Genomic DNA, 22,984 nt, shown 5'->3' on the forward strand with positions numbered 1-22,984 from the left:
CACAGCAATACTTATTACAACACATAATATAAACTTAGCAATTAAAATTAAGCTATCAATTAAACCTCAACCGCCATTCAAAATACAGCGCAAACTATCAAAACCACCTAATTGGGTGGTTTTTTTTTATGCCTTTACGGAAACCCGTAACGCATACTTATGGCAGTGTTGTAAATTACACCTGTCCAATAAATATACGTAGTTCTACGTATTTCATAGGAATTAGATTAGTTGTAGGTTTGTGTGACCTAGACTCACAGGTTATTAGTGCTTAAGAGGTATTTATATAATTAGTTATCGGATATTAAGTAATTAGGTAACTACTTAACGAAAATTAAAAACTATATGCAAAAAAAAGAAATAATTAGAGATACAATAGTAAAAGTTATTCAACCGATTTCTGACAATTCAGAAATATATAAGGAGATTATTAATTCCCAAAGCCAAACATATAATATACTAATAGTTGTTTTTTTAGGCATAATTGCCCTATTCGCAGGAGCAACTTGGCTTTATAACAAAAAGATTGTCAAAACGGAAATAATTAAGGAGACCGATAAAATATTTCAAGAAGAAAAGGAAAAATTAATAAAGCAGTTTAAAACAGAATTTGAAGGTGAATTGAATTTCGTCAAAGGAGAAAGTGCCAGATTATTTGCTAATAGTATTAAAGGGGGAAAACCTGGAGACAATTCAAATAAGTTTTATTGGTGGATGCAATGTATCAAATATTACAAAGCAATTGATAAGGGAAAAGCCGTACGAATATCTACAGAAAAGGCATTGTATGCCTTAAATAAATGTATTGAAACCAAAGAAAAATCAAAAAACTATATTTTAGAAGCATATCCTGAATTAACTTCTAATTTTTATGACATAATAGAAATTATTCCTGATGCATTGGATAAAGAGAAATCTGAAATAAAAAAATTGACCGATGAATTACTAAAATAACTTTTATTAAAACCGCATAAAAAGAATTGTGTTTTGATACTTAATCAAAAGTCATTTCGTGTTTATAATGTCTAATTCCCCTTCGAAAAACCCTCACAAACATATCCACAACTAACCATATAATAATACGTTGGCAGAAATAAAAAGAACCTAAATGAAACATATTGAAACACTTTTAACTGAAATGACAATAGAACAGAAAGCACCTATTGTAAAAATTTTAGGATTAAAAAGTAATAACAATAAATTAATTAATGAAAAGTTAAGTAAAATTTTACTTCCTGTTGGCGGTTTTTTACAAACACCTTTAAATTATAATCAATTCGTTGAAAAAATAGCAACTGCTAATAATGAAAAAATTGATTTCTCATTAGGAATTGCAAGTGCAGAAAAAGAGTTATACTTAAAACTATTTCAACAAGAATTTGAAAAATTAACAGAAGAAGAAAAAGATAATATTAATAAAGAATTAGAAAAAGCTGGATTGGATAAAACCCAAATAAAATCTTTGAGCGGAATATCTGCACTTGGAGCAGCACAACTTTCAGGTTTTGGAATTTATCTTTTAGCTTCATCTACTTTAGGAGCAATAACTTCAATTATAGGAATCACCTTACCTTTTGCTTTTTATACAGGAATGTCTTCAGTTATTTCATTTGTGATAGGTCCTGTAGGTTTTTTAGTAATGGGTGTTTTAGTTTATAGAAGTTTCAAAAATGTTAAAAGTTGGGATGAAGCTTTTGACCTACTTAAAGCTTCTTGGAATGGAATAAAAACTTTTGCTATTGGAGACACAGCTCGAAGTGCTTTAGTTTTTAAATATTTTGCAGCAACAAGAATTGTTCTGACAGAAAATTTACGAAATCAAATAAAGGAAAACTCTTCTCTAATAAAGATTAAGAAAGTTAATATTTCAAAAATTGAAATAGAAATTAATCATAATGAAAATGAAATTGATCTGTTAAAAGTCAAAATAGATAATTTTAAAAATAGGATTAAAGAAAAAATTAATGATAAAAAATTAATAGCAAATGATATTTTAAACTCTGAGAATGCATCAAAATTAAAATTATCTAAAATTGAGAAATTAAACAAATGAATAAGTCCTTCTATTAGCACAGTGTTTAATTAATTGATGCTTTTTGTCTACTTACAAGCATTCCTTCGGAATATTCTATCTGTAATTTATTTGCTAACTTTAGTACATAAAACATGTAACTATTTTACATAAAACCGTACCAATTAAACTCAAAATGAATGACTGAAAGAGAAATTATTAATCATATTGATTTATTATTTAAAAAAATAACAGACTTTAATGCGTTTTCGATTAATAACATTCTGTTTGAAGAATTAAAACCTGATGAAAAAAATAAAGATAACGTCAAAACATTCCAAATCATTATAAAAGAAACAAAATTATTTGGATTGAATAATAACTTGTTTAAACTATATAATGACAATGAATGGTATTCTTTAACTGAAAAAGGAAAAGAATTAAAACTATCTAAAAAAGATTTTATAAAATTCTCTAATGGCATTAATAAAACGAAATGGTATAATGATAATTGGATTGGATACGTTATTGCTTTAATAGTTTTATTTTTTAGTGTTTATCAACATTTTGAAAAAAGAACATTATCAAGTAAAGTTGATTCTTTAAAAAAAGAACGAGACTCTTTGAATAACCAAATAGAATTTCATAAAATTGCTAATTACAACTTGAAACTAAAATTAGAAAAAAAAAAAAAAATAACACAACCTGTTTCTTTAAAATAATATATGTGTAAAATATCCAGAAAACATAAATTTTTACCTAAAGACACTTAATATTGTTTCAGATAACGATGAACAATTAAATTCAGAAAAAAACAATAAGAACTCCTTACAATCAACCTAACAACTCTTTCCATAATTAAAAGCCCTCTGCTCACACCACCATACGTAATCTAATTCTTTAAGAGGACTATTATTTCCACCAATATAGCCCTCAGAAACACATAAAACAATCCACAAATCATCACTTCAAAGAGTTTTACACCTTAAACACTATCCTCAAGTTTAAATACAAGCTTCAACTTGTGTACATATCCAAATTTCAAAAAGAAAGGCGCTCAGCCCTTCCTTACTTCAGACACCAATAGCGTTTGCTTAGCCGGGTAAACAGACCTTTGTTTATGATTCCTGAGAGCTCTGCATTCTCTAAATTAATTATTCCCCTTTCGGTACATAAAAAAATGTACATGATAGACATATACAGCCTTTATCATTAATTGCTATTTTAAGGCTAGTTACGAACATTCCTGCGGAATATTCTATCTGTGATTTATTTGTTAACTTAGTTGCTTAAACCGCCCAAACTAATCTTATACAATCACGTTTAGGGCATAAAAAAATAAGATGAAACAAAGAACTTATCTATTGGCTATAGCTTTTATCTTTTTATATTTCTTTATTTGTACGGCACAAAATATAAATAAAACCGAACACAACAAGACGACCTATTCAAGTAAAAACAGAGGATGTGAACCTATAGCATATCAATATGGAGACCATTGGACTAACTTCTCTCCAGGCACTTTTAATGCCACTACATTAGTATATGAATCAACGGAATTAAATGCTAAAACAATTGATACTTTACCCTTTAATACATCGGTTAATATACTTGCCGAATATCCTGATTATTTTCTTATCTGTACTCAAAACAGAGAAAGTGGTTATGTCAATAAAAAAGAGATATACCTCCAGTCCATTTTTTGGGGACTTAAAATGCGCACCTACTTATTTGGTATAAGCGCGTATGGCACCAATGATGAAACTAGTTGTGACAACAGTAAATTACAAGTGATTAAAATAAATGATAAGAAAGAAATATTAAATGTATATCAAGATAGTATTTATGGCAAGGATTATAGTATCAATCAAATACATAATTCAGCGTTAAAAAATTCAGAAGCATTATTTCATCTTAGTTATCACTGTTATTCGGGAATAGGAGTTGAAGTAAATAATTTTATTGTTGACAATGGAGAACAATTGTCTCGTTTAGTTTTAACAAGTGGCTCAGGAGACGGTGGTATTTTCGATCAAAGTATTGTTTATTTGCCATTAACATTAACAAATGGAAAAAAGATAATTCTTGCAAAAAATGGTGTTCTAAGTATTAATCAAATAACCGCAGAACCAGAAATTTTTCCTTATCCAAAAGATTTAAAAATACCTATAGAAGAATTAATAGTTGTACAAGATATATCTGAAGAATACATAGATGGATATAAAACGGACGGAACAATGGCACGAGATATCGTAACTCATGCAACAACATTTTACCAATGGAACGGCACTACATTACTTAAAATAAAAACTTTAAAAGGACACTAAGAAAATGAACAAGAAAGAAAACACCCTATATAATAAACAGGAGTAATTAGCAGTTAACTTGAAGATAATCAACCTTTTTTATGGTCCTCAAATCTTTTAATTTGCTATACTGGCATTGAATTTTTAGTAATTACTATCCAAAACAGATTTTTTCAATTTATGTTTTATTTACTAAATTGGGTGTTTAAACCTCGAAACATATCAAATACGTTATATGCCAACTAAAAAATCAACCTTTAAATGAAATATTTAAAAATACTTATGCTTATGGGATTTTTATCAAGCCTATTTGGTTGCAGTCAAAAAAACAAAAAAGCAGAAAAAGAATCTGATATTACGACACTACCAATTACCAAACCCGTTGAAAATATCACAGCAACTATTGACCAAAAAGAAAGAAGAATCAAATCTGAAAAAATTTGTAAATCTAAAGGTATTCCCATTTATAAAAACCCTAATTCACTTTTTGTCGAATCTGAGAAAAATGTAGTATTAAGAACTAAAGACCAAGTTGTAGACAGAGCATTAGCATTATTATATTTAGGTTTAAAAAGTGAAGGATTAGAAAAAATTCATTTAGATAAAATGGATAAAGATTTTGAAATTTCATCAAAACTAACTCCAACCGAAAAAGAATACGCGTCCGCAATACATCCAACAGAACAACAAAATACAAATGCAAATTGGAGATATGAAAGTTTACACGTGCTACTTTGGTCACTTGGTTATATTGACACGTTAGTTTACCCAAACCAAATGTGCAATGTTTCGGATGATGTAAAAATTGTATATCAATTAGGTCCAAAAAAATTTAGAGAACAATCTAAATTAAGAAGTAAAAAAGAAATTCTTGACCAAGCAGATTTAATTTTAAGATTTGATTGGGCTTGCGTAAATGCTAGAGTAAAACAAGAAGAAGCTCCAGGAGGTTTAAATACAAGTGTCGTTTATGAAAGACATTATGCTTTAAATTGGTTGATTAAGTTTATGAATCTACATTGGGATAATGTAACAACAGATACCTAAAAAAATGGCATACAACACGCTGAAAAACAATACGGGTTTTATACTCAAACCAAAAGCAATACCACTTAATAAAGGATACCAAATTTAAATATTTAAGAAGTAATACACCCGTAATGTAATGTTCATCCTCTACCCTACTTTTTTTTATACACCCCCGATAACAACCATATGAGAGCAACAGTTTTAATAACGTTTATCTTATTCAATTTAAGTTTTCAGAATAAAAACGTCAAATTAATTAGTCCAAATAAAAGTTTTGGAGCAATTACAGCATCTGTTTCTGAAAAGGAATTAATTGAAATTTATGGACAAAAAAACGTCATAAAAGATTCAATTGGTATAGGAGAAGGACAGTTTGAATTTGGCACAAAATTATTCCCTAATTCTATTGATGAAGTTACTATAACTTGGAAAAATAAAAAAGACAGAGTAAATCCAAAATTAGTTAAAATCAAAGGAGAGAAAACAAATTGGAAAACTAAAGAAGGCATTACACTTGGAACAGATTTAAAAACATTAGAAAAACTAAATAAAAACTCTTTTAATTTACTAGGTTTTGGATGGGATTATCAAGGGACCATAACAAACTGGAATAATGGTAATCTAAATAAAACCGTTGCGCTTAAAAATGGTTTTTATATTCGTTTAGAAAATTCTAATTTCAAAGGGACATTGACAACTAAAGAGTCTCAAGAAATTTATGGAGACAAAGTCATTAGAAGTTCTAATAAAACAATGCAGAAAATAAATCCAAAAGTTGCTATAATAGCATTGATTTTTCAGTAATTACTTTCCAAAACAGATTTTTTCAATTTCTGTTTTATTGACTACATTAGATGTTTAAATCACGTAACAACACCTTTACGCATAACCTTCGCATTACTACTCCAACAGCAATAACAAATAAAAATTATTCGATTAAAAATAAGGGTGGTAATATAAATTTAAGAAACTGTAATAAAAATCTAACACAACAAAATACGACGCTACAATAAAATCTATATGAGCATATCTTCTTATCATTTGGTCAAAATTCCATTTTCATTAGCGATAAAAGGAATGGTATCAAACCTAATTAATAAAAACACTAAAGGCCTTATCTATTCGGAATACATGACCGCAATGACATTAGGCGCCCCTATCCTATCTCCGTCTCGTTTTTTAATAAGGGAGATTGCCTTTTTTGCACAATGGGAAAACGAAGAAGCTCTTGAAAACTACTTAAAAGAGGATGCGTTTGGTAAGGTTTTGGCCAAAGGTTGGCACGTCAGACTAGCATTTATAAGAGAATGGGGCGGTATTACTGGCTACAAAATACCAAAAGAAAAAGCTAAACTGGAACAACCATCCGCTCCTGTAGTTGCTGTAACAATCGCAAGAATGAAACCTTTAGCACTCCCACGGTTTTTACATTGGGGAAGACCGGTTGAAAAATTAGTACGTGATCACGCCGGAACGTTATTATCATTAGCTTCATTTAAGTTTCCAAATACAGTGTCTACCTTTTCGGTTTGGAAAACGGAACAAGATATGTCTAGTATGGTTCATGGTCATAGCGCAATGTCTAAACCAAAAAGACATGCGGATGCAATGAAAGAAAGAGAACGAAAAAACTTCCATTTTGAATTCGCAACTTTACGATTTAAACCACTCTCAGAATTTGGAACTTGGAAAGGAAAAGGCAATTATATCCCTAACCTAAAAGCAACAAAATAAATGGCCATTGCTTTATTAAAACAAAATTTTCAAGATTGGATAACTCAACAATGGGTCATCCTATTTGGTGAAAAAATTATTGCTAGTAACAACCAATGGTTATTAGGGCCTTTTGGTAAAACGGAAGGCATTGGCGTAAAATTTATAACGCAATTAGCAAAAAACGAACAATTAATAATAGACAAAAAACAAGTTAATAAAGGGCTATTACATTCTATTAACCTATTAAACTTACCAGCAAAAGAACGTAACAAATTATCTAAGGATGTCATTGATTTTTACGAAAACACCAGTAATTATAATTTTGATTTAAAAGTAAAATGGAATCCAGTATTTAAAGTCTTTGGAATTTTATTAAAGATATTATTTAGCAATCGTATTGAGCAGTTAAATATACCGTTAAGCAACAGTAAAGAATCCACAACTTTAAAAAGTGAAATAATTTATTTAATAGACAAAAAAACCAAAAAAGTTAAACGAACGATATGGTTAAGGACTTTCCAAAAATCTAAGCAAGTTGTTTATTCCGGAATTTATGAAACGTGTAAAATTCCAAACGGAAAAAGTTGTTTAAAAGCTATTTTCCCTTTACCCAACGGAAGCGCAACCGTTATCTTAGAACCAACAGTAGGTCCAAATGGAGCACTCATTTTAAATTCGTCTGGAAGAAAGATAGGTGATAGTGGTTTTTACTTTCTATTAAAAGACTCTAAAGGTAATTTATGGACTAAATTTATTAGGTCATTTAAAGACCAGCTGATTGTCAGTTCTGAAAATGAAAAAATAACAGCAATACAGACTTTGACTTTGTGGAATTTAAGAGTGTTACAGTTTAAGTATAACATAGAAAAACAACATAAAATACCTGCAAGCGCTATACAAACTGATATTACTCCAATAGATTAAGCTAATTAACACATTTGATTGTATTATTTATTAAGATTGAATGCTATTTTAACACGTTTAAATGGATGGCTATACTCTTTTGAAGCATTATTCTTTTTAGAAATAACCCCTAGTAGTTAAGCTTTCCTTTTTTCTCTCTTTTGTACAAATAGTACATACGTTTAAGATTATAAACCAGATGTTAGTCGCTCTGCATCCTCAAACATTCCCAACACTGAAACTTAAAACAGTATAGATTCCAGTTGTCAAATTTCACTTGACATTCAGTCAGCAGCGAAGCATCTAAAAGCCATCCAATCTCGTGATGTATTTTTCGCCTTTGTAAAAAATAGCTCCTAATCAAGCCTCTATTCTAACTTGTTGCTATCCAATAAATATACGTAGTTCTACGTATTTCATAAGTATAGTAATAGTTGTAGGTTTGTGTAACATCGTTTTTATAAGATCTCAACAATAATTATATAACAGGTTACTCCACATTACGCGACGCACTTAAAAACACAAAATATAATGTTAGAAAATAAAAGTGGGGTGATCCAATAATCCGAAAAGCAATTGTTTTTATAAACTATTTGATAAATAAAAAACCGTTAGATACAAGTTTAAATAAAATAAAAAAAATGAATTTCAACTCAACGCTTTTAACAATATCTAATACCCAATTATATATTCACAAAGATGCAGATACTATTTCACAAAAAGCAAAATTAAGATCTGAACAGTTAGGAGTCATTGATGATAACTTATATTCTGGTCATTCTACAATGACAAATTACATCTACATTGATAGTCCCATAGATAAAATGGTAAATGTTCTTGTCACTTACGACGTTTTGTACTTTTTGGATGACTTTTTTGGAGAAGACACCAATACTGGACAATTACCTGAAATAGATAAAATATTAGAAATATGGAAAGGTAAAAAAACACATCATTCTGAAAATAATAAAATCAATAAATTATATACAGCTATTAACTACATAAGCACTACGCTAAGAGCAGATAGCCCTGAAGATTTCTATACTAAATACACGGCGTCTGTCATTGAGCATTTATCGGCTTCATTGACAACAAAAACATTCACGACTGTCAACGAATATATCTCTATAAGATTAATTACGGGTGGCATGTATCTTCTTATTGATTTAATCGAATACGTACATTCTATTTACATCACCCCTGCACTCATTGGCAATAAAAACCTATATATAAAAGACCTATGTACACAATGTGCGCTAATAGGCGCGTTATCCAATGATCTGTTCTCCTATGCTAAAGAAAAACATAGTGATTATAACCTAATCAATGCCTATTTAGTAACCAAGGAAGCCTCAGACTACAATCAGGCTGTAATTAAATCGATAGACAAAGTAAATCAAATACATGCCGATTTTAAAACAACGATGATAAAAGCTAGACAAACGCCTTTACCTTTAAAAGATAAATTAACGGTAGACAAATATTTTCGTGCATTAGAAATTATTGTAGCTTCCTCATACCATTGGCAAAAAAGAACTAACCGCTATTACCATTCAGAAAATGTCTTTGAAGATATGAAAACCTCTACAACCGCTATTAAAAACATGTGTCTATAAGGAAATAATCTAACGAGCACTCTTACTAAAATCAGATAAATCGATCGACGTCTTTCTTGCTTAAAAGCATCAAAATCATTGTAGTTTTGTATCACATAGCTTTACAAGATATCAGTACTTAAAAGGTACTATATCTTGTTATATTTGAGAGATATTAGTAATAATTATATAATCACGTTATATCTAATTTAAGAGATGAATCAAAAAAAGATAATATTTAGTGGAATAATAGTATTTCTAATCGCTATTGGATTGTGGTACTATGGTTTTTTTAACCAATTTAATTACTTAACTGCAAAATCTGATATTAAAAACAATACACCTCACAAAGTATTAGTAGGCGAAGCAATCATTTCACCAATAGAAATGAATAAAGTAAGTCAGAAATACGGATTTAAAAACGTTGGATTTGGATGCTTAGTCAGCGGAAGTGAGCTAAACGGAATTGAGAGCTACAACTCTGAAATCGACAAATATCTAAACAAAAAAAATGGACCTAATTGGAAATTTAAATATAAAAAAGACATTGATTCTATTATTAAATTAAGTAAAATTCCTAAAACAGCATTTTGGGTAGAAAACAACCAAAAAGGACACTGGTTTAATTTAGATTCGATCCATAGCCATAAAAACAATGCAATGATTTCGATTTATGATAAATCAGGAAACTTAGTAATTAAAAATAAGTTTTTTAAAATATGTCCCATGGATCAACCTAAGCTTATTGATGATCTAAAGATGGAAATTGATTTTTATGACGGAAAAGACATTCAATTAAAAGACAATTGTTATTTATTACAAAAAAACTAGTAAACAACACCGTATAAAACAATAACTGTTTTAGACTTAATAAAAGGTCATTCCGATTTTATTACTTCCCATTTCACTTCGGAAAATCCTCGCATACAAAACCACAACTTTCCATAGTCCTAACCGACAATCCAAACGTAACATTCCATCCTCAGCTGTCATTCAAAGCGCAGCAAAACATCTAAAAACACACAATCTCGTGTTTTTTTGTCTGCCTTTACGGAAAACCATAACCATTACTAATCAAGCTGTTGTAACTTGCTGGTATTATACAAATACACGAAGTTATACAACTTTCAAACGTATAAGAATAGTTTTAAGTTTGTGTAACCGAGCTTTACAATATATCAGCATTAAAAAAGCGTTATATCCTGCTATATTTACGGGATATGAATAATAAAAGTAATTATATACCGAGTTGTACTTAATGCGAGACAAAAAGTCGCACATCGAATTTAATTGAACCTTTTTTCGTATTTTTGGTACATATATAATTCACAAGAGATAAAATGTCCCAAATCAATAAACTTGCAAAACTTCCACCAAAAAGAGAAAAAGTAGAAACTATTGAAATTCTTCGTCAATTGAGCAAATCCTCAAATTCACTAGGAGAATTAAAAGGAATTGCTAAAACTATTCCTAATCAAGAAATGTTGATAAATGCTGTTGTCTTACAAGAAGCTAAGGATAGTTCGGAAATAGAAAATATTATTACAACACAAGATGAATTATATAAAGCTTTAGCTACAAACATAAAACAACCAACTCAAGTTAAAGAAGTTATAAATTACAGAAGTGCTATTTTTTCTGGTTTTGAATTAATTCAGAAACAAGGATTTTTAAAGCTAAAAGATATCGAAACTATTCAAAAAACCATTATCGAAAATAATGCTGGAATTCGCTCAATGACTGGAACTGTGCTAAAAAACGATAAAACTGGAGAAATTGTCTATACACCTCCACAAGAAAAAGATGAAATTTTAGATTTATTAGGAAACTTCTTAGAACATTTTAATGTCATACATAACGATTTAAATCCACTAATTAATTTAGCTATTTTACATTATCAATTTGAAAGTATTCACCCTTTTTATGATGGAAACGGAAGAGCAGGAAGAATACTAAATATTTTATACTTAATTACAAACGACCTTTTAGATATTCCTATTTTATATTTAAGCTCATATATCAACGAAAATAAAGCAGATTATTACCGTTTACTAAATACCGTTAACAATAAAGACGAATGGTCTGAATATATAATTTATATGCTAAAAGCTGTTGAAGTAACATCAAACAGAACTATTGAGAAAATAAATTCAATTAAAGTATTATTGGATAAAACTATAATATTTGCTCAAGAAAAAGAACCTAAAATTTATAGAAAAGAATTAATTGAATTACTCTTTGAGCAACCTTATTCTAAAATAGAATTTGTTGTAGAAAAATTAAACGTAGAAAGAAAAGCGGCTTCACGATATTTAAAAAAAATGGAAGATATTGGAATATTAACTTCTCAAAAAATTGGAAGAGAAAGTGTTTACGTAAATACAAAATTAATAGAAATATTAAAAAAGCACTAAGTACAATGAAGTAGACAACTCCGACTAAAATAATCCAAGTGCGTCTCTCACACCAGCGTAATTACGGCGGTTAGTAAATCCTCACACACAAAACCACAACTTTACATAGTCCTAACCACCCAACCAAACCTAGAACTCCAACCTCAGCTATTATTCAAAACAAAGCGAAACATCTAAAAACACCCAATCTCGTGTTTTTTTTATGCCTTTACGGAAAACTGTAACCATTACTAATCAAGCTGTTGCAACTTACTGGTATTAAATAAATATACGTAGTTCTACGTATTTCACACGTATAAGAATAGTCGTAGGTTTGTGTAACACAACTTTACAAGATATCAGTACTAAAAAGGCGCTATATCCTTTTGTATTTACGCGATATGAGTAATAAAAGCGATTATATAACGAGTTCTACGCAAGCTAAAAAAATGAAAAAACTACCTTTATTAATTCTAATCTCATTTTTAATTCTGAGTTGCTGAGAAATTAGTCGGACTGAAAATTTACTTGTCAAAGTCGATAGTTTAAAAATTGAAAATGATTCTCTAATCAAGGTTTTGGGCAAGGAAAAGCTTAAATCAAATTATTGGTTTGACGCAGAATATGACGGAATAAAACTAATTGAAAGTGGAATTTCTAACCCGGAAGAATTAATTGAAAACACAATCCGAGAAAAAACAGAACTAATACCTATTGAAGCAGTATTAGGTGGAAAGATGCATTTCGGGAATATTCAGGTTTTAAGTAGTGAGTGGTTGATTGCCGAATTTGACGATGGACATGTTCAGGGAAGAGGAATTTATGAATACACGATGAATAATAATGGTGAATTGGAATTTAAATTACTGAATTCAATAGTCCCTGAATAAGTAAAAGCCAGCATACAATCGAGTAGACGGCTCCGACTAAAATAGCCGGAGTGCGCCTCTCACACCACCGTACGTAAGCAACTACGTTGGCTCGAAAATCCCCGCATACAAAACCACAACGTTCCATAGCCCTAACCAGCAATCCAAACTTAACATTCCAACCTCAGCTGTTATTCAAAGCGCAGCGAAACATCTAAAAACACTCAATCTCGTGTTTTTTTTATGCCTTTACGGAAAACCGTAACCATTACTAATCAAGCTGTTGTAACTTAGCGGTATTAAATAAATATACGTAGTTCTACGTATTTCACACGTATAAGAATAGTTGTAGGTTTGTGTAACAGAACTTTACAATATATCAGTACTAAAAAGGCGCTATATCCTTTTGTATTTACGGGATATGAGTAATAAAAGTGATTATATAACGAGTTGCCATTCATTAAAAAAAACGCAAGAAAAATAGAATATATGAAAACAAAATTAACAACATCTCTACTCGCTCTTTTATTTGTATTCTCATCGAATACTTATGCTGCCGAATATAATGGAAGAAATATTGACGGAATTGAATTCGACTGCTCAGCATATTCTTATGATACAGGTAATTGGTATTATGTGACTGTCGAGTTTTCTGGTGACGAAGCCACTATTACTTTTAGTCACGGTGGCTACATAACATTAACTTTAGATGATGAAGAGATTGATGCCCCAGGTTCAATTGATGCATATGATTATGATAAAGGCATATATTGGGAACTTGAAGTTGATGGAATAGATTAATTATGAAAAATTTATTAATATTTTTTGGTTTAGTTTTCTCTTTAAGTTTAAGTTCTAAATCGCACACTTTCATAAAGTCGGAAACAGTTAATTCTCTTTCGAATATAACTTTAAACAAAACCTTAACTTCTAATAGAGTTTATATTTGTGGTGGTAATTATGCGAAAAAATTTCATAGTAGAAATAATTGTCGTGGACTAAATAATTGTAGAAGTAAAATATATTATTATGATTCTCAACAAGAAGCAATAGACAATGGTTACAAGTATTGTTTAATTTGTTGGAAATAAAGACATTGATTCTATTATTAAATTAAGTAAAATTCCTAAAACAGCATTTTGGGTAGAAAACAATCAAAAAGGACACTGGTTTAATTTAGATTCGATCCATAGCCATAAAAACAATGCAATGATTTCGATTTATGATAAATCAGGAAACTTAGTAATTAAAAATAAGTTTTTCAAAATATGTCCCATAGATCATCCTAAGCTTATTGATGATCTAAAGATGGAAATTGATTTTTATGACGGAAAAGACATTCAATTAAAAGACAATTGTTATTTATTACAAAAAAACTAGTAAACAACACCGTATAAAACAATAGCTGTTTTAGGCTTAATAAAAGGGCATTCCTATTTTATTACTTCCGATTTCACTTCGGAAAATCCTCGCATACATAACCACAAGTTTCCATAGCCCTAACCGGCAGTACAAACTTAACATTCCAACCTCAGCTGTCATTAAAAGCAAAGCGAAACATCTAAAAACACCCAATCAAGTGTTTTTTTTTATGCCTTTACGGAAAACCGTAATCATTACTGATCAAGCTGTTGTAACTTGCTGGTATTACATAAATATACGTAGTTATGCGTATTTCACACGTATAAGAATAGTTGTAGGTTTGTGTTATATCATTTTACTAGAATATCAATAATAAAAAGACATCATATACAGTTATATTTGAGGGATATTAGTAATAAAAGTGATTATATAACAAGTTAGCACCAATTATGAACAGAACCAAAGCCATGCCTATTCTATTTTTTGCTTTAATTCTGTTAATGGCATTTGATTTATCACCCGAGAAACAATTTGATAAAAACGAACAAATACTGGTTTCATTTGAGGTGAAAGACAAAGGACAAATAGATATTTGCAACAATTTTACAATAAACTTTGTTTCTGACAGTAAAGTATATAAAAGTCAGGTTAAAGATTGTATTCTTTTAATTCCGAAGTTTCCCAAAAAACTAAAAACCATAATTATTGAATTTAGATTTGAAAATTATATTTTAAAATTTGATGATATCAAAACGGATTGGCTAAATCTAAATCAAAAGATGAATTGGAATTTCAAAATTGATTTTCCGCCTTTTGATGAAGAATTGAATAACGAAACTCTGAATAAAGAAGACTTAAAAATGATTTATTATTTTCAATTTAACCCACTGGAAAGAGGAGAAGGTATTGAGATTATAAATCCGATTTATTAAATTATTGACAAATTAACAGGTGCTAAAACCGTATAAAAAATTGCTAGTTTTAGGGTAACCAAAGTCAGTTGTTCGTTTGCTAGCTTCTAATTCTCCTTCGTAAATCCTCGCATACAAAACCACAACGTTCCATAGCCCTAACCGGCAATCCAAACGTAACATTCCAACCTCAGCTGTCATTCAAAGCGCAGCGAAACATCTAGAAACACCCATTCACGTGTTTTTTTTACGCCTTTACGGAAAACCATAAAAATTACTAATCAAGCTGTTGTAACTTGTTGGTATTAAATAAATATACGTAGTTCTACGTATTTCACACGTATAAGAATAGTCGTAGCTTTGTGTAATAGAGCCTTACAATGTATCAGTAATAAAAAAGCCTTATATCCTTTTGTATTTGCGGGATATGAGTAATAAAAGTAATTATATAACGAGTTGTAGTGCATTACCAAAAAAAATAAAAAAATGTTTGACGGAAAAAGTTCTAAAAAAATTGAATACTTAGAAGAAGAAAGAATAAAGATTTGGGAAAGACTTTCTGTACTTGAAAAACAAGTTTCTGAAAAACCGTCAGATATTGAAAGAGAAGCTAAACAAGCGTCAAGAAAAGCAGCTGAATATAGAAACAAAGCAGAAACTAGACTAGACGAAGCGAACGAAATACATTCAAAATTAGTTCATATAGAATCTGAAATTGATATTAAATTAAGTGATATAAATTCAAGTCACAGAAAATCAATCGAAATCAACAACGATTTACTTGAAAATAGCACAAAGTTATCCAATCTTGTAACTAGAATAAGTGAAGTTTTAGAAGAGCATCCAGAAATCGAACAAGAAATTGATAAATTAGATGAATTAATATTAAAAATTGAGGAGAATTCTAGTAAAGCGAATACTACATATAAAGGAATTTTAACCAAAAAAACAGAAATAGATGAACTTCATAGAGAAATACTAGGTTATGAAGATGAAGACGAAAATGGGGAATTAATTAATGTAGAAGGTTTACAAAAAGAACTTGAAACATCTTACAATCAATTAACGGAAAAATCTGAAAATTTAGAAGAAAATCTTGAAAATTTAAATCAGACAAGTAAAGGAAACTACAACGATTTTATTAAAACAAATCAAAAAGATATTGATGATCTAAAATCAAATTCAAAAAAAGAATACGATAAAATTAATAAGCAAATCGAATCATTACTTCCAAATGCTCTAACAGCAGGTTTAAGTTCTGCTTTTGTAACAAAAAAAGGTGAAGAAGAAGAATTATATAAAGAATATAAAAAGAGTTTTAATTATGGGATTTTATACATTTCACTATCAGCCTTATTACCGATTACAATAAGTGTTGTTTATCTTTTATCTGGAGCAACTTTAACCGATACAATAGAAAGAGCACCAAAAATAATGTTAGCTTTTCTTCCACTTTATATTCCATTAGTTTGGACAACTATTTCAGCTAATAAAAAGGTCAACTTATCAAAACGATTGATAGAAGAATACTCACACAAACAAGTGTTAAGTATGACAATTGAAGGACTTTCTAAACAAATAGAAAACATTGAAGATGCAGATATGTCAGAAGAATTAAGAATAAAACTTCTGAATAGTTTCTTAAATGTAACAAGTGAAAATCCTGGGAAATTGATTTTAAACTATCAAAAATCTGACAATCCATTAATAAACTATTTTGACCGAGATAAGAAAAAGGATAAAACAATAGTTGAAACATTAAAAGATAATACAAAAAGCATTATTGAAAAAGCAACAGACGAAATCGAAGATGGAATTATGAATAAAGGATAAAGAATTACGTACTACAATCGAGTAGACAGTTCCAACTAAAATAATCGAAGTAAGCCTCTCACACCACCGCACGTAAGCAATAACGTTGGTCCTTTCGTCTCTATTACTACTAGCAATAGAACTTACGAACGTATACGGCCATTCGTAAATCATCACACACAATCCCGCAACCATCATTAAACACAACGTTATCAATTATTTATAAATGAAAATTAAAAAGTTTTTAAAGAAAAATAAAATTTATTTTAATGTACTAACAACTTTATTATTAGGCTTGATGGCAATAATTGTTTCGTATAATTCAAATGTAATAGCCAATGAACAAAAACAGATGAGCTATTATGAGAACACGCCAGATTTTAATTTATCACAAGAAATCAAAAGAGATTCGACCGGTTACATTAGAGAAATAGCAGTTAAAGTATCTAAGTTTGGAGGTAAAGCAAAAAACATTTCCATAAGAATCAAAAGTTATGCTCACTTCGAAATTATTGATCAACAGAATAATAAATTGAATAAATATATTCACTTAACGGGATGTTTTAATGAGAGCTATAGAACTGGAGAAAACAAGGGAGATATTAGATTACTAAAAGGTTTTGATAACAATATAAAATTTGATGAATTTACAAGAGTAATGAGCACAGAATTAATAAAAAACGGATATACTCCATTGCTTATTAACCCTTTATTTATCATAAGAATCAATTATACAGATTTTCTTAATAATAAGAAAGAAGAATATTATGATGTCAGTTTTGTTGACGGTGTCTTAATTGAAAAAAGTGATTTCAAAGTTGAGTTATTTGAAAATAAAAAACTCTCATCCCAATCTATTCCGATTACAAATTTAGATGCGTTTAAACTTGAAAGCTATTTAAAAATTATAGTAAATAAAAATAATGACGCTAACAACCTAGATATTTAACAAAACTTAAGATTCAAACCTAAACCCTGTCATTAAGTGCAAAGCGAAACATCCATAAAGGGAATATGCTCGTGATATTTGATTTACATAAAATTATAAAACAACTATGAAAAAAATTTTAGAGGTAATCGTAATTGTAATTTGTGTTCTGTTTTCATATGGGGTACTTCGTGGCATTTATGATGTCCATATAAATTCTAAATCAAGCATCTTGACAATTGGATTGACTGCCAATGGAATGAATCCTATCAGTGCTTTTGGATATAGATTAGGAATACATACTAACCCCGAAATACAAGAAAGAATTGATGGTTTAAAAAGCAACCTAAATTCATTGAATGATTTTTAATCTAAAATTTAATGTAAAACATAACACTAAAAAAAAACATTTATAATTACCTTAACAACCCGCGGTAATTTCTACTCATAAAAAATAACTAACTTGTAGCCCACAAACATGACAAGTTAATTATTATGATAAAAAAGTATATAAAAGCTTCTGCTCTAGCCTTAATATTTTCGGCAGCTACCATAAGTTTCGCGCAAGAAAAAACAGTGCCTGTTTTTGAAAACGGAGAAGCGCAAAAAGTAGAAGGCTTTAGCAATTATAAAGATTATATAAGACATGACCTTTGGGTAGAAACAACCTTTAATACCGATGGAGACGACACTTTAGATCGTGTTCACGTGTCTGTAACTAGGCCAAAACAAACGGACACAGAAGGTTTAAAACTACCAATAGTTTACGTTACCAGCCCTTATTTTGCTGGTGTGGCTCCAGATGTCCCAGGTATTATGTGGGATGTAGAGCATGAGTTAGGCGAACCTGCCAAAACCGAACGTGTCCATCCAGAAGTTACCCGTTTAGGAGAACGTCCAATTATATCAAATTCGCATATCGCATCATGGGTACCTCGCGGTTATATTGTGGTTCACTCCTCTTCCCCAGGAACAGGTTTATCACAAGGTAGTCCAACTGTTGGTGGTCCAAACGAAGCCTTAGCACCAAAAGCAGTCATCGACTGGCTAAATGGTCGCGCTAAAGGTTACACCACACCTGATGGTGACGAAGAAGTGGAAGCCTTTTGGTCTACCGGAAAAGTCGGTATGACAGGAACCTCATACAACGGAACCTTACCACTAGCAGCCGCAACAACAGGTGTAGACGGTTTGGAAGCCATTATCCCAATCGCACCAAATACCTCATCATATCACTATTACAGATCTAATGGTTTAGTACGTTCGCCAGGGGGTTATCTAGGAGAAGATATTGATGTATTATATGATTTTATACATAGTGGCGACGAGAGTAAGCGTCCGTACAATAACAAAACCGTTAGAGATACAGAAATGGCTAACGGCATGGACAGAGAAACTGGAGATTTAAACGATTTCTGGAACGACCGCGATTACCTCAACCAAATGGATGGTATGAAAGCTGCATTATTAATGTCTCATGGTTTTAACGACTGGAATGTTATGCCAGAACACAGTAATCGTATTTACCAAAAAGCCAAAGCAATGGGCTTACCAACACAACTATATTATCATCAAAACGGACACGGTGGACCACCACCAATGACGATGATGAACCGTTGGTTTACACACTATTTACACGGTATTGATAATGGGGTGGAAAATGACCCACAAGTCAAAATTGTTAGAGAAAATGACAAACCCAACAATCCGACGTCGTATACAGCCTATCCAAATCCAGAGGCTGAAAATGTGACATTATATTTAAATAAAGGCGGTAACGAGGTTGGTCCTTTAACAACCCTACGAAGCAAAAAGCAAAAAACAGAAACGCTAGAGGATGATTTTAATATATCTGGAAAGCAACATGCGCAAGCCGAAAAAAGTAAACACCGTTTATTATATGCTACTAAGACTTTAAAACAAGATGTTCATATCTCTGGAGAAAGCACAATTACAATTAGCTTATCTAGTAGTAAAGCTGCTGCCAATTTATCAGTGATGTTAGTGTCGTTACCGTATACTGATGATCCAGAAGTGATCACAGATAATATTATTACACGTGGTTGGGCGGATCCGCAAAACTATAAATCGTTAACAGAAAGTGAACCGCTTGAAAAAGGAACCTTTTACGATATGACCTTCAATTTACAACCAGATGATCAAATTATCAAAGCAGGACAACAAATTGGTTTGATTATTTTTTCTAGTGATAAAGAGTTTACTATTCATCCTAAACCAGGAACAAAATTAAAAGTTGATTTAGACAAAACAAGTATCACATTACCTGTCGTTGGTGGTTTAGACGTATTAAAAAAGGCTCTTGAGTAATTATGAAAATTGTTATAAATAACATAACATTAGATAAGGAGATTATTCTGGAGTTAATTGACGCTGGTCAACTGGCGGCAATAAAATATGTCCGTGCGCAGACTAACTTAGGTTTAAAGGAAAGCAAAACTATTGTCGAGAATTTGATAGCTAATCCCGAATATTATGATGGTAAATCGCATACCATAGCTGTGGTTTCCCCAGACATGGATAAAAACATCGAAACGTTAGAAAAAAAATCTAGCAATGGGATGTTGTACAGCAAACCTAATCAAGTTAAAAAATACGTGCTTATTATTTTAGCCATTTGTTTGGTCGCTGCTCTATATCTAGTTTTAAACCGATAACGGGGATGGACTGAAGTCTTATTTTAATCTATTGAAAGTCACAGTTCAATAAATCATACGTTTAAAAGTGCTTGTATTATCAGTAATTTACAATCAGTAGATTACTGATAATAAATCAAGCAACACAAACTTTTAAAAATGAAAAATATAACCTTTGGTATACTCGCACTTTTAGCTATCACCCTTTTTAATTGCGATAACGACGACGACTGTGCCTTGACAACGCCTACTTGCGAAAATGAGTATGCAGCCAATTATATGACGACTATTTTCAATATGGCTGATGGTTATGAGGATTTTGCCGAATGGATGGATTTAGAGGTGCATGAGTATGACATACAAATTAATCAGTCTGGAGAGATCTGCAGTATCGGTTATCAAAACCCAAGCACATATACTGGAAGTTATACCATGGCGGTTATTAATAATACCAGTGGTTTAAGTTATTCTGGTCTTCATACGTTTTCTCAAGCCGGTTTAGATTATCAAAATATTACCGCAGTAACAGTAACTTCTGGAGATGTTATTACGGTAAGACGTACCATAACGCCTGGCTACACACCATACGACGCTGTTATAGGTCGGGTGTTACGTCAATCGGACTTTTCTGATGTCCCTTACCCATTAGCCTCCAACCAAGTTGTATTTTTAAGTTCCAAATTTAGCGAAAGCACTACAGTTATTAACAACAACTCACACCCCTATATCGCCTTTGGTTTTAAAGCCTATTAGACGCTAACCTTTCTAATTTAAGGCATGGTGTAATGCCGCTCTTTTTTTATAAACACAATAAACACAGCATACGGTAAATATATAGCGTACCTTCAAAAAAAAGTAATGTCTATAGAGCGAAGAGTACGAATGGTGGAAGTGTTATTTGATACGTTAGATACGGAGATTTCAACCTTTCAACATAAAACAACATTACATTGCGCAACGGGTTGCGGTAAGTGCTGTACTAACCCCACAATGGAAGCCTCTCCTTTAGAGTTTTTACCTTTTGCGTTTCATCTTTTTTTAAACGGTCAAGCCGAAACCACGCTAAAAACACTTAATACCAAAGCAAAACACTCCATTTGCCATATTTATAGCCCCTTAAGTCTCGTAGACAGCGCACTAGGACGTTGTAGTAATTATAAATATCGCGGTTTAGTCTGTCGCCTTTTTGGCTATGCAGCTTCTAATGATAAGTATGGACAAAAACGCATGGTGACTTGCAAAATTATAAAAGAAAACCAAAAAGAAGTACTTAAAGAAACTACAGAGGCCATAAACAAAGACCTAAATATCCCAATGTTTACAGCGTATTACATGCAACTGTCGCAGATAGATTTTACAATGGGTAATGTTATTGTCCCAATAAACAGGGCGCTAAAATTAGCCATTGAAGAAGTCCTACAATACTATGCCTATAGACCGTTTCCAAGTGGTTTAGCAAATAGTGCGTAATTGTAATATTTTGAAACTATATTTGCGCAACTAATATTACTGTATATTTTAGATGTCAACCACTTTACTATCTTCCCCTTTACAAGGCTTCACGGATTTTAGATTCCGTAATGCATTTCATCATTATTTTGGTGGCATAGATACGTTTTACGCGCCTTACATTAGGCTAAACGGAAAGCTAAAAATTAAGCAATCGTACCAATTAGATTTACAACCAGAAAATAACACGACGTTAGAGGTGATTCCGCAAGTGATGACCAATGATCCTGACGAGTTTATGTTTGTGGTTAAATACGTGCAAAGTTTAGGATATAAAGAGTTAAACTGGAATTTAGGTTGTCCCTATCCAATGGTCACTAAATCCGGAATGGGTTCTGGTTTGATTTGTAATCCTGCTAAAATTAACGACGTCTTAAAAAAAGCACACGACGAAAGTGATATTACGGTCTCTATGAAAATGAGAATGGGGTATGACCATGCGGAAGAAATTTTAGACACCTTCCCTATCCTAGACAGTTACCCCCTTAAAAATATTGCGATTCATGCCCGAATTGGAAAACAACTATACAAAGGTCCTGTAGATTTAGAGGCTTTTGAGCGTTGTATTACTAGTACAAAGCACAAATTATATTATAATGGTGATATCACTAGCGTTGCTGCCTTTAAAAAGATAGAGGCACGTTTTCCGAGTATTGATCATTTTATGATTGGTCGTGGTTTAATTGCAGATCCGTTTTTACCCAGCATGATTAAAAATAACACCACAGACTATCCTAAAGACCGTTGGGAGATTTTTAGTCAATTTCATGATACGATTTACCAACAGTACGACGAGTATCTGTCTGGACCAACGCCAATAAAAATGAAAATGTTAGGGTTTTGGGAATTTTTCTCGCAGTCGTTTTCTAATCCTCAAAAAACATATAAAGCCATAAAAAAAGCTGGAAATCCTGTAAAATACAAGCAAGCAGTCGCTAGTATTTTGAGTAATGAAAAGTAATTTTCAATATTTACTCTATATTTAC

23 protein-coding genes are annotated in these 22,984 nt (G+C 31.1%); all 23 read left to right on the forward strand.

The features are described 5' to 3' along the window. Positions 1 to 345: 345 nt before the first annotated feature. The 23 genes from E9099_RS01910 (at position 346) to E9099_RS02020 (ending at position 22,959) form a co-directional block, all read left to right on the forward strand. Entirely contained in the window at positions 346 to 954 is a 609-nt protein-coding gene (locus tag E9099_RS01910; protein WP_136582055.1) for a hypothetical protein, read from the forward strand. A 154-nt stretch (positions 955 to 1,108) separates the two neighbouring features. Then, positions 1,109 to 2,053, forward strand: a complete 945-nt coding sequence (locus E9099_RS01915) for a hypothetical protein (RefSeq protein ID WP_136582056.1) — start codon at positions 1,109 to 1,111, stop codon at positions 2,051 to 2,053. 158 nt (positions 2,054 to 2,211) lie between these two features. Then, positions 2,212 to 2,733, forward strand: coding sequence for a hypothetical protein (locus E9099_RS01920; RefSeq protein WP_136582057.1), 522 nt, complete (start codon positions 2,212 to 2,214; stop codon positions 2,731 to 2,733). Between the two features lie 621 nt (positions 2,734 to 3,354). Then, the gene (locus tag E9099_RS01925; protein ID WP_136582058.1) at positions 3,355 to 4,338 is read left to right on the forward strand and encodes a hypothetical protein; all 984 of its coding nucleotides are present in this window, start codon (positions 3,355 to 3,357) and stop codon (positions 4,336 to 4,338) included. Between the two features lie 240 nt (positions 4,339 to 4,578). Further along, entirely contained in the window at positions 4,579 to 5,364 is a 786-nt protein-coding gene (locus E9099_RS01930; protein WP_136582059.1) for a DUF4272 domain-containing protein, read from the forward strand. Positions 5,365 to 5,532: 168 nt separating this feature from the next. Continuing rightward, positions 5,533 to 6,150 (forward strand): hypothetical protein, encoded by a 618-nt coding sequence (locus E9099_RS01935; RefSeq protein WP_136582060.1) that lies wholly within the window; start codon positions 5,533 to 5,535, stop codon positions 6,148 to 6,150. 216 nt (positions 6,151 to 6,366) lie between these two features. Next, a complete protein-coding gene (locus E9099_RS01940) occupies positions 6,367 to 7,080 on the forward strand; it encodes a hypothetical protein (protein ID WP_136582061.1) in 714 nt (237 codons plus the stop codon). Further along, positions 7,081 to 7,986, forward strand: a complete 906-nt coding sequence (locus E9099_RS01945) for a hypothetical protein (protein ID WP_136582062.1) — start codon at positions 7,081 to 7,083, stop codon at positions 7,984 to 7,986. A 620-nt stretch (positions 7,987 to 8,606) separates the two neighbouring features. Continuing rightward, positions 8,607 to 9,581: a terpene synthase family protein gene (locus E9099_RS01950; protein WP_136582063.1), complete on the forward strand. Its 975-nt coding sequence runs from the start codon at positions 8,607 to 8,609 to the stop codon at positions 9,579 to 9,581. Between the two features lie 195 nt (positions 9,582 to 9,776). Then, on the forward strand, positions 9,777 to 10,391 hold the full coding sequence (locus tag E9099_RS01955) for a hypothetical protein (RefSeq protein WP_136582064.1): 615 nt from the start codon (positions 9,777 to 9,779) through the stop codon (positions 10,389 to 10,391). A 509-nt stretch (positions 10,392 to 10,900) separates the two neighbouring features. Then, positions 10,901 to 11,974: a Fic family protein gene (locus E9099_RS01960; RefSeq protein WP_136582065.1), complete on the forward strand. Its 1,074-nt coding sequence runs from the start codon at positions 10,901 to 10,903 to the stop codon at positions 11,972 to 11,974. Positions 11,975 to 12,531: 557 nt separating this feature from the next. After that, positions 12,532 to 12,843 carry a hypothetical protein gene (locus E9099_RS01965; protein WP_136582066.1) on the forward strand — a complete coding sequence of 104 codons (312 nt, stop codon included), beginning with the start codon at positions 12,532 to 12,534 and terminating at the stop codon, positions 12,841 to 12,843. Positions 12,844 to 13,272: 429 nt separating this feature from the next. Next, the gene (locus E9099_RS01970) at positions 13,273 to 13,623 is read left to right on the forward strand and encodes a hypothetical protein (protein ID WP_136582067.1); all 351 of its coding nucleotides are present in this window, start codon (positions 13,273 to 13,275) and stop codon (positions 13,621 to 13,623) included. Positions 13,624 to 14,031: 408 nt separating this feature from the next. After that, positions 14,032 to 14,202, forward strand: a complete 171-nt coding sequence (locus tag E9099_RS19115) for a hypothetical protein (protein ID WP_168800701.1) — start codon at positions 14,032 to 14,034, stop codon at positions 14,200 to 14,202. A gap of 431 nt (positions 14,203 to 14,633) precedes the next feature. After that, a complete protein-coding gene (locus E9099_RS01980) occupies positions 14,634 to 15,116 on the forward strand; it encodes a hypothetical protein (RefSeq protein ID WP_136582068.1) in 483 nt (160 codons plus the stop codon). Between the two features lie 465 nt (positions 15,117 to 15,581). Then, complete coding sequence (locus E9099_RS01985; protein ID WP_136582069.1) at positions 15,582 to 16,928, forward strand: hypothetical protein; 1,347 nt, start codon at positions 15,582 to 15,584, stop codon at positions 16,926 to 16,928. A 205-nt stretch (positions 16,929 to 17,133) separates the two neighbouring features. After that, positions 17,134 to 17,856, forward strand: a complete 723-nt coding sequence (locus tag E9099_RS01990; protein WP_136582070.1) for a hypothetical protein — start codon at positions 17,134 to 17,136, stop codon at positions 17,854 to 17,856. A 106-nt stretch (positions 17,857 to 17,962) separates the two neighbouring features. Then, the gene (locus tag E9099_RS01995) at positions 17,963 to 18,205 is read left to right on the forward strand and encodes a hypothetical protein (RefSeq protein ID WP_136582071.1); all 243 of its coding nucleotides are present in this window, start codon (positions 17,963 to 17,965) and stop codon (positions 18,203 to 18,205) included. 125 nt (positions 18,206 to 18,330) lie between these two features. Then, positions 18,331 to 20,163, forward strand: coding sequence for a Xaa-Pro dipeptidyl-peptidase (locus E9099_RS02000; protein ID WP_136582072.1), 1,833 nt, complete (start codon positions 18,331 to 18,333; stop codon positions 20,161 to 20,163). Positions 20,164 to 20,165: 2 nt separating this feature from the next. After that, positions 20,166 to 20,510: a ribosomal protein L7/L12 gene (locus tag E9099_RS02005; RefSeq protein ID WP_136582073.1), complete on the forward strand. Its 345-nt coding sequence runs from the start codon at positions 20,166 to 20,168 to the stop codon at positions 20,508 to 20,510. A 138-nt stretch (positions 20,511 to 20,648) separates the two neighbouring features. Then, a complete protein-coding gene (locus tag E9099_RS02010; protein WP_136582074.1) occupies positions 20,649 to 21,242 on the forward strand; it encodes a hypothetical protein in 594 nt (197 codons plus the stop codon). 105 nt (positions 21,243 to 21,347) lie between these two features. Continuing rightward, the gene (locus tag E9099_RS02015) at positions 21,348 to 21,959 is read left to right on the forward strand and encodes a YkgJ family cysteine cluster protein (protein WP_136582075.1); all 612 of its coding nucleotides are present in this window, start codon (positions 21,348 to 21,350) and stop codon (positions 21,957 to 21,959) included. Between the two features lie 52 nt (positions 21,960 to 22,011). Further along, positions 22,012 to 22,959 (forward strand): tRNA dihydrouridine synthase, encoded by a 948-nt coding sequence (locus E9099_RS02020; protein ID WP_136582076.1) that lies wholly within the window; start codon positions 22,012 to 22,014, stop codon positions 22,957 to 22,959. The last annotated feature ends 25 nt before the right edge of the window (positions 22,960 to 22,984 follow it).

It is taken from the genome of Psychroserpens sp. NJDZ02, assembly GCF_004843725.1.
Lineage (GTDB): Bacteria > Bacteroidota > Bacteroidia > Flavobacteriales > Flavobacteriaceae > Olleya.